At 71.5% G+C, this 13,892-nt stretch carries 12 protein-coding genes; 3 read left to right on the top strand and 9 right to left on the bottom strand.

The genetic code is table 11. The features are described 5' to 3' along the window. Nucleotides 1–66: 66 nt before the first annotated feature. Nucleotides 67–2,061, bottom strand: coding sequence for a Stk1 family PASTA domain-containing Ser/Thr kinase (gene pknB, locus ABD793_RS05095; protein WP_344855858.1), 1,995 nt, complete (start codon nucleotides 2,059–2,061; stop codon nucleotides 67–69). Between the two features lie 92 nt (nucleotides 2,062–2,153). Here pknB and ABD793_RS05100 point away from each other — a divergent pair, with 92 nt between their 5' ends. Next, complete coding sequence (locus ABD793_RS05100) at nucleotides 2,154–2,522, top strand: Rv2175c family DNA-binding protein (RefSeq protein ID WP_344855860.1); 369 nt, start codon at nucleotides 2,154–2,156, stop codon at nucleotides 2,520–2,522. 10 nt (nucleotides 2,523–2,532) lie between these two features. Here ABD793_RS05100 and ABD793_RS05105 read toward each other — a convergent pair whose 3' ends face one another. The 6 genes from ABD793_RS05105 to merB form a co-directional block, all read right to left on the bottom strand. Then, complete coding sequence (locus ABD793_RS05105; protein ID WP_344855862.1) at nucleotides 2,533–3,546, bottom strand: hypothetical protein; 1,014 nt, start codon at nucleotides 3,544–3,546, stop codon at nucleotides 2,533–2,535. A gap of 133 nt (nucleotides 3,547–3,679) precedes the next feature. Continuing rightward, entirely contained in the window at nucleotides 3,680–4,468 is a 789-nt protein-coding gene (locus ABD793_RS05110) for an LLM class F420-dependent oxidoreductase (RefSeq protein WP_344855864.1), read from the bottom strand. Between the two features lie 90 nt (nucleotides 4,469–4,558). After that, nucleotides 4,559–5,467 (bottom strand): phytoene/squalene synthase family protein, encoded by a 909-nt coding sequence (locus ABD793_RS05115; protein WP_344855866.1) that lies wholly within the window; start codon nucleotides 5,465–5,467, stop codon nucleotides 4,559–4,561. Then, nucleotides 5,464–6,939, bottom strand: a complete 1,476-nt coding sequence (gene crtI / locus ABD793_RS05120; protein ID WP_344855868.1) for a phytoene desaturase family protein — start codon at nucleotides 6,937–6,939, stop codon at nucleotides 5,464–5,466. The genes ABD793_RS05115 and crtI overlap by 4 nt, the downstream gene beginning before the upstream one ends. Further along, nucleotides 6,939–8,030 carry a polyprenyl synthetase family protein gene (locus tag ABD793_RS05125; RefSeq protein WP_344855870.1) on the bottom strand — a complete coding sequence of 364 codons (1,092 nt, stop codon included), beginning with the start codon at nucleotides 8,028–8,030 and terminating at the stop codon, nucleotides 6,939–6,941. Before ABD793_RS05125 ends, crtI begins: the two co-directional genes overlap by 1 nt. Nucleotides 8,031–8,634: 604 nt before the next feature. Further along, nucleotides 8,635–9,279: an organomercurial lyase gene (gene merB / locus ABD793_RS05130; protein ID WP_344855872.1), complete on the bottom strand. Its 645-nt coding sequence runs from the start codon at nucleotides 9,277–9,279 to the stop codon at nucleotides 8,635–8,637. A gap of 108 nt (nucleotides 9,280–9,387) precedes the next feature. Here merB and ABD793_RS05135 point away from each other — a divergent pair, with 108 nt between their 5' ends. Continuing rightward, nucleotides 9,388–10,272, top strand: a complete 885-nt coding sequence (locus ABD793_RS05135; RefSeq protein WP_344855874.1) for a methylenetetrahydrofolate reductase — start codon at nucleotides 9,388–9,390, stop codon at nucleotides 10,270–10,272. A gap of 40 nt (nucleotides 10,273–10,312) precedes the next feature. Then, nucleotides 10,313–11,992 carry a DUF885 domain-containing protein gene (locus ABD793_RS05140; RefSeq protein ID WP_344855876.1) on the top strand — a complete coding sequence of 560 codons (1,680 nt, stop codon included), beginning with the start codon at nucleotides 10,313–10,315 and terminating at the stop codon, nucleotides 11,990–11,992. A gap of 38 nt (nucleotides 11,993–12,030) precedes the next feature. Here the strand turns inward: ABD793_RS05140 and ABD793_RS05145 are convergent, their stop codons facing one another. Together ABD793_RS05145 and ABD793_RS05150 are read right to left on the bottom strand one after the other, a co-directional pair. Then, the gene (locus tag ABD793_RS05145; RefSeq protein WP_344855878.1) at nucleotides 12,031–13,470 is read right to left on the bottom strand and encodes an FAD-dependent monooxygenase; all 1,440 of its coding nucleotides are present in this window, start codon (nucleotides 13,468–13,470) and stop codon (nucleotides 12,031–12,033) included. 5 nt (nucleotides 13,471–13,475) lie between these two features. Then, nucleotides 13,476–13,889 (bottom strand): hypothetical protein, encoded by a 414-nt coding sequence (locus tag ABD793_RS05150; RefSeq protein WP_344855880.1) that lies wholly within the window; start codon nucleotides 13,887–13,889, stop codon nucleotides 13,476–13,478. Nucleotides 13,890–13,892 lie beyond the last annotated feature (3 nt).

Below are 13,892 nucleotides of genomic sequence, written 5' to 3' on the forward strand. Positions count from 1 at the left end.
CTTCCCAGCCGGCGCTTGACCAGCTGTTGTGCTACCACAGCCGACGGGGGCTCCGCCAGTGCGCGCTCAGCCGCCCCAGCCCTGGATGTGCACCTTCGTGCCCTTCGCGACGAGCGAGCCCGGCTGCGGATCCTGCTGGAAGACGAAGCTGAAGCCGCCGTGCCCGCCGCCGCGGCCACCGCCCTCGCGGTCGACGTCGAGACCGGCCGCCTTGAGGATCTTCTCCGCCTCGGCGAACTGCTTGAACCGCACGTCGGGGACCTGGACCGCGTTGGAGATCCAGACCTTGACCTGTTTGGTGCCCGGCGCGTCGGCCGCCGGGTCGGTCCGGGTGACGGCGCCGCCCGGCACCGTCGGGGAGAACTCCTCGCCGCCGTCCACCGGTTGGAATCCGGCCTGGCTCAGCAGGTCGAACGCCTCGTCCTTCGGCCGTCCGGTGACGTCCGGGACCGGTGGCAGCGGCTCCGGGCCCTTGGACAGCACGAGCGTCACCTGGCCGCCGACGTCCAGCGGCGTGCCTGCCGCGGGACTGACGCTCACCACGGTGCCCTGCGGCGCGGTGTCGCTGTACTCCGGCGGGCCCTGTGCGACGGTGAGCTGCTGGTCCTGGATCGCCTTCGTGGCGTCCGCGGCCGGGGCGCCGACCTGGATGTCGGGCACCTTCGGCCTGCCCTTCGACACCACCACCGACACCGTGGCGTTCTGCTCGAGCTGGGTGCCCTCGGCCGGATCCGCCTTGATCACCGTGTTGGCAGGCACGGTGTTGCTGAACTCCTGGCTGTAGCGCGGGTTCAGCTTGGCCGCGCGCAGCTTGTCGCCTGCTTCGGCCTGGGTGAGCCCGGCCAGCCGCGGCACGCTGCTGGTGGTCGGTCCGGAATCGGTCAGGATGAAGGCGAACGCACCGATCAGCCCGCCGAGCACGAGCACCCCGGCGACCGCCAGCGCGAGCACCTTGCGCCGGTTGCCGGGCTTCGGCTCTTCCGGCGGCGGCGTCGGATGGGGCGGCTGCGGGGGTGCCGACGGCGGCGGCCCGGCAGGCACGGCCCTGGTCATCGCCCGGGTACCGCGCGGCCCGGAGACCGGGAGCGTCTGCTCGGCGACCGGGATCCGCGGCAGCGTGCGCTCGACGTCGGAGACCCGGCCCGCGTCCGGCGGCGGGGGCACCGGCACCGCGACCGGGGAGACCCCCAGCCCGGTACGCACGGCCTGCAGCTCGGTGAGGAATTCGTCGGCGTCGGCAGGACGCAGCTCCGGATCGCGCCGGGTGGCACGCAGGATCAGCTCGTCGAGCGCGGGCGGCAGATCCGGGCGCAGCTCGCTCGGGCGCGGTACGTCGTCGTTCACGTGCCGGTAGGCGACCGACAGCGCGGTGTCGCCGGTGTAGGGCGGACGGCCGGTCAGCATCTCGTACAGCAGGATGCCGGTCGAGTAGACGTCGCCGCGGGCCGTGGTGGCGCCGGTGGCCACCTGCTCCGGCGAGAGGTAGGCGACGGTGCCGAGAATGACGCTGGAACTGGTCGTACCCGCGCTGGCGACGGCTCGTACGAGACCGAAGTCGCCGACCTTCACGACGCCGCCGGTGAGCGGGCCGCTGCGGCCGATCAGCACGTTCTCCGGCTTCACGTCGCGGTGCACCAGACCGGCCGCATGCGCCGCGGCCAGCGCGGACAGCACCGGCTCGGCCACGCCGAACGCGAGCGGCACGTCGAGCCTGCCCTGTTCGGCCAGCAGATCGCGCAGCGTGCCGCCGTCGACGAGTTCCATCACGAGGAACGCCAGCCCGGAATCGGTGCCGGCCGGGGTGTCGAAGCCCTGATCGTGCACCGCGACCACGTTCGGGTGATGCAGCTGTGCGGCCGATCGCGCCTCGCGTACGAACCGGTCCACGAACGACCGGTCGTCGGCGAAGCGGGGATCCATGATCTTGATCGCGACCTGGCGGTCGAGCCGGGTGTCCAGGCCACGGTAGACCGCGGACATCCCACCCTTGGCCAGCAGCCGGTCCACGCGGTAACGGCGTTCGAGCAGCGTGCCGACGAGGGACGGATCCGTGCGTGTCACGGTGGGCAATCGTACGGAAGGGCACTCGGACCGGGGTGGGTCACCCGTGCGTACCAGTGGGGAAGCCGGGCCGATGTGGCACAGTGTCACGTGTGAGTGGGATACCTGTCGCCGACGACGTCCTCGACACCGCGGTCGCGGTCCTGCCGTTGCCGGAGGTGGCCGCAGCATTGGGGCTCTCCGGCAACAAGGTGCGCCAGCTGCTGCGCGACGGCCATCTGATCGCCGTGCGGCGCGAAGGCGAACTCTGCGTGCCGAGCGCCTTCTTCGTGAAGGACGGCGTGGTCAAGGGCCTGGCGGGCACCATCACCGTGCTCGCGGACTCCGGGTTCACCCGGACCGAGATGCTGCGCTGGCTCTTCACCGCGGACGACACGCTGCCGGGCACCACCCCGATCAACGCGCTGCGCACCAGCCACGGCACCGAGGTCAAACGCCGCGCCCAGGCGATGGCCTTCTGACCCCGGCCCGTTACGGACTGTGCGGGAGCACCACCAGCAGGTGGTAGGCGTAGAGCACGGCCAGCGCGACGAGTGCGGCCCATCCGCCGAGCCGGGTGGTGCGCGCGGCCGGTGCGGCGCGGCGGTACCGGGCCACACCCAGCGGCACGAGCGCCGCGCAGATCGCCAGATCGGCGCTCAGGCTGCCGAGATCGCTGCCCTTGAGCACCCCGCTGGAGTGCACCGCCATCACCGCGAGCGCGATCGCCGGCAGCCGGCTGAGCACCCGGGCCCGGTACGCCCCGATGGCGAGCACGAGCCAGCCCAGGTTGTCGGCGAACACCAGCGGGTAGAACACGTACCAGGACTGGTAGGTGGCGGACACGCCGTGCGTGGCGGCCGCGAGCCCGTCCACCGGGACCAGGTGCAGGGCCAGATGGTTCACGCCCTCGTGGAACAGCCGGACCAGATCGCCGAGCACGGCCAGGGTGGCGCCCCAGAACGCCCAGCCCGGGAGCTCGGCCTTGATCAGGTTCGCGAACGCGAGGAACGCGGGTACCAGCAGGAGCAGCCCGGTCGAGTAGAGGGCGTAGGAAACGAGGATCAAGCCGCGGTCCCCGGCCACCGCGGCCAGCTGCGCCGGGAAGTAGTAGTGGTAGCGGATCCGCAGCACCTCGCCGGCGACCAGCAGCAGCGGGGCGGCGACCAGCGCAGCACCGCCGAATCGGGCGCCGGGCCACGCGTCCCCGGTGGTTGCCGGAATGCGCGCCCAGCGCACCTGCTCGGTAGGCGGTAACAGGAGCTTCGCGGCGAGCAGGCTGCCGAGCAGCCCGGCCGGCACGGTGGTCACGTCGCCGGCCGTGGTGTGCCAGACCAGGACCGTGTCGGTGATGCCGAAGACGGAGAGCACCAGCGCGCCCACCGCGACCCCGGCCGGCATCCCGCCGAGGAACACCACCCATTCGCGCAGGCACGCCGACCGCAGCCGGTCCCGGATCGGCATCCTGGCGTTCCGGGACCCGTTTTCCCGCTCTGTTTCGGTCACGCACGCAGACGGTAGGCAGCCGCCGCGTCCGGAACATCGGCCGAAAGGCAACGGCCGGGGTGCCGATCGGCGAGGGTCCGGCCGAAACGCGGGAGGCCTCCCCGCCGTGGCGAGAAGGCCTCCCGCAGGCAGCTCAGCCGTTCTGCCGGTCGCGCCACTCCACCCACTTGCGCAGTTCGGACAGGTCGTAGTCCGGCCCGCCGACTCCGACGGTGAAGGTGGACACGCCCAGCTCCACGAGCTTCGGGCCGAGTTCGTCCGGTTCGCCCTGCACGCCGCAGGAACGTTCGATCTCGCCCGGATCGCGGCCGAGGTCCGCGCAGTGCCGGTCGAGCACCTCGACCTTGCGCTGCACCACGTCCGGGTCACCGAAGCCGTGCCAGATGTCCGCGTGCCTCGCGACCAGCTTGAGCGTCTTCTTCTCGCCACCGCCGCCGATCAGCACCGGGATCTTGCGCGTCGGTGCCGGGTTGAGCTTGGCCAGCCGGGATTCGATCCGCGGCAGCGAATCGGCGAGGTCGTTCAGCCGCCCGCCCGCGGTGCCGAACTCGTAGCCGTACTCGTCGTAGTCCTTCTCGAACCAGCCCGAGCCGATGCCGAGGATCAGCCTGCCGTCGGAGATGTGGTCGACCGTGCGGGCCATGTCCGCGAGCAGCTCCGGGTTGCGGTAGCTGTTGCAGGTCACCAGCGCGCCGATTTCGACCCGCGACGTCGACTCCGCCCATGCGCCGAGCATGGTCCAGCATTCGAAGTGCTTGCCCTCGGGCTCGCCGTAGAGCGGGTAGAAGTGGTCCCAGTTGAAGACGATGTCGACGCCGAGGTCTTCGGCCTGCGCAGCGGTGCGGCGGATGTTCGCATAGTCGGCGTGTTGCGGATGGAGCTGAAGTCCGACCCGCAGCTTGCGGTTCGTGGGAGTGGTCATGATCAGAGCGTAATACCACCACGGCGGCCGGGCGCGGGGATGGCCGGTGGGCGTGGTCCGGCCTGCGGTGCGCCGGACGGGGAGAACCGCTCAGCGCCGCAACCACACGCCGAACAACCGGGGGAGCGCGACCGCGAGCCGCCGGGTGCGGCTGACCACCGCACGGCGGTTGAGCACGTCGTAGTCCAGTGCCTCGATCTCGTCCAGAATGCCTTCGTACAGCGTGATCGCGGTGCGCACGCAGGTCCGGGATTCCGGGCGCAGCAAGGGAATTCCGGCCTCGGCGCGGCGGTACACGGCGTGGGTGCGCGACACCGCGACGGCGAGTGCCGCACGCACCCGCGGGTCCGGACGGTCCGCGCGCCGTGCGGCCAGCAGCACTTCACGGTCCACGCCGAACGCCGCCAGCTCCTCGGTCGGCAGGTACAGCCGGCCGCGGTCGAGGTCTTCGCCGACGTCACGCAGGAAATTGGTGAGCTGGAAAGCTTCGCCGAGCGCGGCTGCCCCCGGTTCGGCCGCGGCCTCGGGGCCGACGGTGCCGAACACCGGCAGCATCTGCAGGCCGATCACCGAAGCCGAACCGTGGACGTACTCGGCGAGATCGGCGTAGGTCGCGTATTCGGTGACGGTGAGGTCCATCCGCATCGAATGCAGGAACGCATCCACCAGCTCGCGCCGGATGCCGTGCCGGTGCACGGTGTCGGCCAGCGCGCGCAGCACCGGATGCGCCGGTTCGCCGCCTGCGTAGACCTCGTCGACGAACCCGGCGACCTTGTCCAGCGCGACCGCCGGATCGATACCGGGTTCCGGGTTGTCGACCAGTTCGTCGGCCATCCGAGCGAAGCCGTACAGCGCGTGTGCGGCAGGGCGCGCACGGGGTGGCAGCAGCCGGGTGGCGAGGAAGAACGTGCGGCCGTGGTGGGCGTTGATGCGCCGGCATTCAGTGTAGGCGGCCCGCAAGCCGGGATCGGTGATGCCGGCGGCGTCGAGTTCGGTCACCGGCCGATGATCCTTTCCGCGGCGAGACGTCCGGAGATCAGCACCGGCGGGATGCCGACGCCGGGGGTGGTGCCGCATCCGGCGAGCACCACGTTGCCCGCCGCCCGCACCAGGTTGGCCGGCCGGAACGGGCCGGTCTGCGCGAAGGTGTGCGCGAGCGAGAACGGCGTGCCCGCGGCGAGTCCGCTGGCCGCCCAGTCCGCCGGCGTGCGTTGTTCGTCCACAGTGAACTCTCCGGAGAATCCGTTGAGGCCGCGGGATTCGAGCGTACGCAGGAGTTCTTCGCGGTAAGCGGGTCCGACGCCCGCCCAGTCGAGCCTGCCGGTACGCAGGTTCGGCGCGGGGGCGAGTACGGAGACGATCTCGCCGCCGTCGCCGGCGAGCGCCGGTTCGGTCGCGGTCGGACGGGTGACCAGCAGCGACGGATCGCTCATCAGCTTGCCCTCGCGCACGATCTCGGTGAAGGTCCGTTGCCACGCCTGGCCGAAGAAGATCGTGTGGTGGTCCAGCTCCGGCCAGGAGCGGCGGGCGTGTCCGTGCAGCACGAAAGCGGACGGCGAATACCGCAGCGGCAATACCCGCCGTGGACGGGCACCGATGAGGCGGTACGCGGCCGACAGCTCGGTTGCGAGCACCACAGCGTCACAAGCGATGCGTTCACCCGCCCGCGTGCGTACCGCGCGTACGCGAGACGAAACGCGCTCCAGCCAAGCTGCTTCAGTGCCGAACCGCAGTTCGCCACCGGCGCGCGTCGCCGCATCGGCCATCGCGCGCGCGATGGCGCCCATACCGCCGCGCGGGTAGTAGACGCCGCCGACTGTGTCCATGTACGCAATTACGCCGTAGGCGCCCAGAGCGCGCGTGGGGTCAAGGCCCGCGTACAGCGCCTGGAACGAGAACAACCGCCGTACGCGTTCGTCGCGGAGAAAATGCGCGACGCGCGGGCCCAGCCGTCCGAAGCCGCCCAACGCGGCGAGCTTCACCAGCTCCGGCCGCACGAGGTCGAGCGGCGAATCGAAGTTGGCGCCGATGAAGTGGTCCTTCTGCACCGCGTACAACTCGGTCAGCCAGCGCCGCAGCCGTCGGTAACCCAGTGCTTCGGCCGGCCCGGCGAAATCGCGGATCTCGGCTTCCATCGCTTCGCCGTCTGTGCGCAGCGCGAGCGTACTGCCGTCGGCGAACCGGGCACGGTAGGCCGGGTCGAGCCGGGTGAGCTCCACGGTGCCCGAGAGAGATTCGCCGACCGCGTGCAGCGCCTCGTCCACCAGCTCCGGCATGGTGAGCACGCTGGCGCCGGTGTCGACCGCATTCGCGCCGATGTCCTGCTGCCCGGCCCGTCCGCCGGGCGTCTTGTGCTGCTCCAGCAGCGTGACCCGGCGTCCGGCGCCGAGCAGGTGCAGTGCGGCCGACAGCCCGGCCAGCCCGGCACCCACGACCACCACGTGGTCGGCGTGCGCGCCGACGGTCCGCATCACGAGGTCCGCTGGGTGGCCAGCCGGATCAGCTCGGCGAGTGCCGACGGGGCGGGCTCGGCCAGGTGCGCGCGCTCCAGCGCGGCCGCCGCCGACGTGGTCAGCTCGTCGATCCGGCGCTCCACCGCGGCCACCGCGCCCACCGAGGTGAGCGCGTCGCGGACCCGGTCCACCGCGGCGCCCGCCAGGTCGGTGGCCCCGATCGCGTCCGCGATCACCCGCGCCGCGGCCTCGTCGCCCCGCTCGGCCGCCAGCTGCAGGCCCAGCGCGACGAGCAGAGTGCGCTTGCCCTCGCGCAGGTCGTCGCCGGCGGGCTTGCCGGTGACCGACGGATCGCCGAACACCCCGAGCAGATCGTCCCGCAGCTGGAACGCCACGCCGACGTCGCCGCCGAACTCGAGCAGGGTGGTGATCAGCTCGTCGCCGGCCCCGGCGAGCGCGGCACCCAGGTGCAGCGGCCGCTGCACCGTGTAGGCGGCCGTCTTCAACCGGTCGATCCGCAGCGCGGCCTCCGGTGAGGCGTCGCCCACCGCCTGGGTGCGCACGTCGAGGTACTGCCCGGCGAGTACTTCGGTGCGCATCGCGCGCCAGGCCGGCCGCGCGGCGGCGAGCGTGGCCGCGGGCAGCGGGGCATCGGCGAACATGTCGTCGGCCCAGGCCAGCGCGAGGTCGCCGACCAGCACGGCGCTGGCCAGCCCGAATGTCGCCGGTGAACCGAGCCAGCCCTGGTCGGCGTGCAGTTTCGCGGAGGCGACGTGCACCGTCGGGTGGCCGCGGCGTGAGTCCGAGGAGTCGATGAGGTCGTCATGGATCAACGCGCACGCCTGGATCAGCTCCAGGCTCGACACCACCTGCAACGCGCCGTCGGCGGCCGGTCCGGCGGCCGCGCCGCCCGCGCCCCGCCAGCCCCACCACGCGAACGTCGGCCGGAGCCGCTTGCCGCCACCCAGCACGAAACCGGACAGCGCGTCGATCCCCGCCGCCACGCTCGGCTCGGTGGCCACGATCGCGTTCCCCGCACGGCCGAGGAACTCGGCCAGCGCACGCTCCACGTGCGCGGGGAAATCGGCATCGAATCCGGGCCCGTCCATACCGCCATCCTCACCGACGCGGATGCCCGCAGTCGCGGCGGGTGCCCCCGGATGTGGCGAACGAGACGCGCTCCGCCGCTTCGCCTGCCGCACCTCAGCTGCTTCGTGGGGCGCCCTTCTGCTGCTCCTCCGCCGCTCCGTCTGCTGCTTCGCCGGCCGCGCCGCAGCCACTCCGTCTGCTGCACCGCAGCCGCTTCTGCCAGCTGGCTTTCCGCCGCTTCGCCTGCTGCACCGCAGCCGCTCTGCCGGCCGGCTTTCCGCCGCTTCGCCTGCTGCTCCTCAGCTGGTTCGTCGGCCGCCCTTCTGCTGCTGCTCCGCCGCTTCGTTGGCCGCACTTCCTCTGCTTGGCGTTCCGTTCCTCTGCCACTCCGTCTGTTGCACCGCAGCTGCTTCGCCGGCCGGCCTCCCGCCACTCCGTCTGTCGTACCTCAGCTGCTTCGCTGGCCGGCCTCCCTCCGCTTCGCCTGCCGCACCTCAGCTGCTTCGCCCGCCGCGCCGCAGCCACTCCGTCTGCTGCTTCGCTGGCCGCTCTTCCGCTGCTTCGTCGGCCGTTCCGCAGCCGCTTTGCCTTCCGGCGCCTTCGGGCGGAGTGGCTTCGCTGCACTCAGCTCGTCCAGAACGCGCCGGTGAGGCCTGCCGAAGCGAAGTAGTCCGCCGCCTCCTCGTGGCCGCGCGGCCGGTAGCCGGGTTCGAGACAGCCGGTGTACCAGTCCTTCGCCAGATGCCACAGTGCGCCCAGGTCGAGCACCTCTCCCGGACTGTCCACACAGGACTCGGCGCAGTACAGTCGTTGCGCACCGCGCTGGTCGGCCAGCCGGTCGGGGGAGTCGGGGAAGTACGCGACCAGCGTGGCGTCCGGTGGCCGGTCGCGGTGCACGACCAGTGCGGCAGGCTCGCCGCAGCCAGGACAGCGCGTGGCGACCAGCACCTCGGGTTCGTCGGCCACGACGTGCGGAATTGCGAACGAATCCCACGCGCAACCGCCCCACCACAGCGTGCGCTCGCCCATCACGGCGAACCCGAGGGGGACCGCGGCGAACGGTGCGGCCAGTGCGACGTGCTCCCGTTCGTCGAGCCAGAGCCAGTGCCGGTCGGCCATCCGGTGCAGTGCCTGCTTCGCGACCGCGAGAGAACCGTGCGCGGCGTCGGCCAGCTCCGGCGCGGTGGGCGGGCGGCCGCGGGTGGCGAACGCCCGGTAGACGGCCACCCGCACGTCCTCGTCCCAGGACAGATCGTCGTCGCTGCTCACCGGCTGCTCCTTTTCCGGAGGATCCGGACCGACGCTACGCCCGAGCCGTGGTCAAGGCCACGTGCCGGACCTGCCGGAGATCGCGGCGAGCCACTACCATTTCCCACCATGACGTCGGTGATCGAGCGGCTGCAGGGGGACGCGCCCGCGTTCTCCGTCGAGTTCTTCCCGCCAAGGGACGAGGCGGACGAGGCTGTGCTGTGGCGCGCGATCCGCGAGCTCGAACCGCTGGACCCGGCGTACATGTCGATCACCTACGGTGCGGGCGGCTCGAGCCGCGACGGCACCATCCGCAGCATCGCCCGCGTCGCCACCGAGACCACGCTGTGCCCGATGGCCCACCTGACGGCGGTCGACCACTCGGTGGCCGAACTGCGCAACGTGATCGGCTGGTACGCGGCGGTCGGCGTGCGCAACATCCTTGCGCTGCGCGGGGACCCGCCCGGCGACGTCTACGGCGACTGGGTTCCGCATCCGGAGGGCCTCAGCTACGCCGAGGAACTGGTGGAGCTGGTCCGTTCGCTCGGCGACTTCTGCGTGGGCGTGTCGGCGTTCCCGTACGGCCATCCACGCTCGGCCGACCTGGAAACGGACACCAAGTACCTGGTCCGCAAGTTCCGCGCGGGTGCGGATTTCGCCATCGCGCAGCTGTTCTTCGAGGCCGAGGACTTCCTGCGGCTGCGCGACCGGGTGGCCGCCGCCGGCTGCGACGCACTGGTACTGCCGGGCATCATGCCGCTGACCACGCCGCGCACGCTGCGGACCACGATCAAGCTGTCCGGCGCACCGGCGTCGCAGCGGCTGCTGGACCGCCTCGAGCCCCTTGAGGACGACCCCAAGGCGTTCCGCGCGGCCGGGCTCGACGCGGTCACCGAACTGTGCGAGAAGCTCATCGCCGAAGGCGTGCCCGACCTGCACTTCTACACGTTCAACCGGTCCAAGGCCACGCGTGAGGTGGTGACCAGGCTGGGGCTCGTGCCTGCGCGCGCGTAATCGCGTGCCGCCGGCGCGGGTGGGGCGGTAGCGTGCCCGCATGGCTTCCACCGAACAGAGCGTGCAGGGGATCTGCGACCGGTACGTCGACGATTACGTGGCCGTGGACCCGGTCGCGGCGACCATGCTCGGCGTCCCGGGTTACGACGACCGGCTGACCGACTATTCGCCGGACGGGCACGCCGCGCGGGCCGAACTGGCGCGGCGCGCGCTCGCCGCGGTGAACGCCGCCGAGCCTGCCGACGAGCGGGAGCGGATCGCGAAAGCGGTCTTCACCGAACGGACCGGCCTCGAGCTCGAGATCCACGACGCGGGTCTCGACCTGGCCTCGCTCAACGTGATCGACAGCCCGGTGCAGAACCTGCGCATGGTGTTCGACCTGATGCCCGCCGAAACCGCCGAGGACTGGGCGAACATCGCGGCCCGGCAGCGCGCGATCCCCGGTGCGCTCACCGGGGTGCGGACATCGCTGCTCGCCGCGGCCGACGCCGGGCAGGTGTCCGCGCTGCGGCAGATCGGCAAGGTCGCCGAGCAGTGCGAGACCTGGGCCGGTCTCAAAGACGGACCCGGTTTCTTCAGTGAGCTGGTCTCCGGCGCGAAGATCGATACCCTGCGCGACGATCTGTCCTCGGGTGCTCGCGCCGCCGAGGAGGCGTTCGCCGAGTTCGCCGGATTCCTGCGTGCCGAACTGGCCCCGCGGGCACCGGCGAAGGACGCCGTCGGCGAGGACGTGTACCGGCTGTGGTCGCGGTACTTCGTCGGCGCCGCGCTCGACCTGCGCGAGGCCTACGACTGGGGCTGGCAGGAGTTCGCCCGGATCGAGGCCGACATGCGCGAGGTGGCAGGCCGGATCCGTCCCGGTGCCTCGGTCGCCGAGGCCGCCGAGGTGCTGGACGCCGATCCGCGTTACCACGTGCACGGCCGTCCGCAGTTCGAGGCGTGGATGCAGTCGCTGTCCGACGAAGCACTGAAGTCGTTGCGCGGCAAGCACTTCGACATTCCGGACCCGTTGATGGGGCTGGAATGCCGGATCGCCCCGCCCGGCGGTGGCGTGGGCGCGTACTACACCGGGCCGAGCGAGGACTTCAGCCGCCCCGGCCGGATGTGGTGGTCGGTGCCCGCCGACCGCGAGGAGTTCATCACCTGGCGCGAGGTCTCGACCGTGTACCACGAGGGCGTACCGGGTCACCACCTGCAGATCGCGACCGCGGTGAACCAGGCGAAGACGCTGACCAAGTACCAGCGCCTGATGGCCTTCATCTCCGCGCACGGCGAGGGCTGGGCGCTGTACGCGGAACGCCTGATGCGGGAACTGGGCTACCTCTCCGACGACGGCAACCTGCTGGGCATGCTGTCGGACCAGCTGTTCCGCGCCGCCCGCGTGGTCGTGGACCTCGGCATGCACCTCGAGCTGGAGATCCCTGCCGGAACGGGCTTCCACGAGGGTGAACGCTGGACCCCCGAACTCGGCCTCGAGTTCCTCCTGACCCGCACCATCACCGACGAGGCGCACGTCCGCGACGAGATCGACCGCTACCTGGGCTGGCCGGGCCAGGCCCCGGCGTACAAGCTGGGCGAACGCCTGTGGCTCGCCGCCCGCGAGGACGCCCGCCGCCGCCAGGGTGAGGCTTTCGACGTGAAGCAGTTCCACACGAAGGCCCTCCGGATGGGCGGCATGGGACTCGACACGCTCCGGGAACAGCTGGCACAGCTGGACTGAGTCCGCATGACCCGGCCGTGGCTGGTGCCGCGGCCGGGTCATCGGCCTGTCCACTCGCGCAGCGTGTCGCGCCAGGCGCTCTCGGCCGACGACCCGGCCCAGGCGATGTAGCCATCGGGCCGGACGAGGACGGCCGGTCCGGCATCGGTGCGTTCTGCGTGCAGCAGCTCCGGTTCGTCCGGTCTGTGCCCGCCGCGCTCCCGGATGAACACGAAACCGGGTGCGCGTTGCAGCAGTGTGAGCCGTTCCCCGGCAAGCGGGATCTCGGTGGCGCGGGTGCCGACGAGCCGATGTTGCCCACTGCGTCGCGGATAGCGCAGCTCGGTCCCGGCGAAGCTGCCGGCGATCGCGTCGCGCGCCGCCGGGATGCGCAGGAGCCGCGGTACCACCAGGTTGCGCATCCCGCGTGCGATCCGTGGATGCAGTGTGACGCCGCGTGCCATGAGCCCGGACTGCCGCAGCACGCGCTTGCCGACCGGATGCCGTTCGTCGTGGTAGGTGCCGAGCACGGAATCCGGGGCACCGTCGAGCACCGCGGCGAGTTTCCAGGCGAGGTTGGCGCCGTCCTGGATGCCGGTGTTCATACCCTGCCCACCCATCGGCGAATGCACGTGCGCCGCGTCGCCGGCGAGGAACACCCGGCCGTGCCGGTAGCGCTCGACCTGCCGTTCGTCGCAGTGGAATCGGGACGGCGAACCGATTTCCAGCACCCCGAAGTCGGTACCCATCGCCCGGCGCAGCACGTCGACCACCTCGGAGTCCTCGACCGGGACGTGGTCGGAGACCTGGCGGCCGCGGTCCCACACCATCGCCCGGTACCACGAGCCGTCCGGTTCGTGCCTGCCGTACGGGGCGAGGAAACCGAACTCCTCCCGTGTGCTGCCCAATGTGAGCCCGCCGTCGGGACCGTTGCGCAGCTTGACATCGGCGAGCACGAGCGACGACAACACCGTCTTGCCGGGGAAGCCGATCCCCAGCAGGCCGCGAACCGTGCTGTGCGCGCCGTCCGCGGCGACCACGTAACTCGCCCGCAACGTGGTGCGCGGCCCGGGTTCGCCCTTCGGCCGAGCGGTGACGGTGACGCCGTCGTCGTCCTGCCGGAGCCCGACGACCTCGATCCCGCGGCGGATGTCGGCCCCCTGCGCCTTCGCGTACCTGCCGAGCGCAGTGTCCACATTGGTCTGTGGCGTGATCATGACGTACTGGTGCCGCGAACGCAGGTACTGCAGGTCCAGCCGGGCGCCTGCGAAGAGCTCGACGCCCGTCGCCCGGTTCGCGTCCGCAAGCAGATCGTCCGCCGGCTCCCTGGCGTCCAGCACCTCGAGCGTGCGCGCCATGGTCGCGAACGCCCGGCTCGACGGGTTGATGCTCGGCCAGCGCTCGAGAACGGTGGCCGACCGGCCCGCGCGGGCGACGTCACCCGCCACGGTCATCCCGGTCGGCCCGCCGCCGATGACGAGCACGTCGGTCCGATCCACGCCGTTCACCGGACCGGGGCCGCGGTTTCGGGGCCGGAGTACCAGCGCCGGATGTCCTCCGGGGTCGACTCGGGCGAGTGGTTGAACACGAACCGGCAGCCCGGCTGGGTGCGGTGCGCGTCGTTGACGATCGACTCGAACAGCAGGGAGTTGCTCGCGACGAGCCGCACGCCCGCGCCGATCAGCACCGCGTCGTAGCGGCCTGCTTCGAGCCATTTGCGGGCTTTTGCGGCGCCTTCCTCTCCGAAGCCGATCAGGCAGTTGTCGACCTGGTAGTCGGCCGCACGGAGCGTGGCGACGTTGTCGTCATTGGCTTTCCGCAGGCCTTCCCTGGTAATTCCGGGAAACTGCGCGAAATCCGGCGATGTGCAGTCGATGACTTCCGCATCCAGTCCGATCTGGATGACGGTCACGGGCATGGG

The sequence above is a fragment of the Amycolatopsis ultiminotia genome, from assembly GCF_039536925.1.
Classification (GTDB): Bacteria; Actinomycetota; Actinomycetes; order Mycobacteriales; family Pseudonocardiaceae; genus Amycolatopsis; species Amycolatopsis ultiminotia.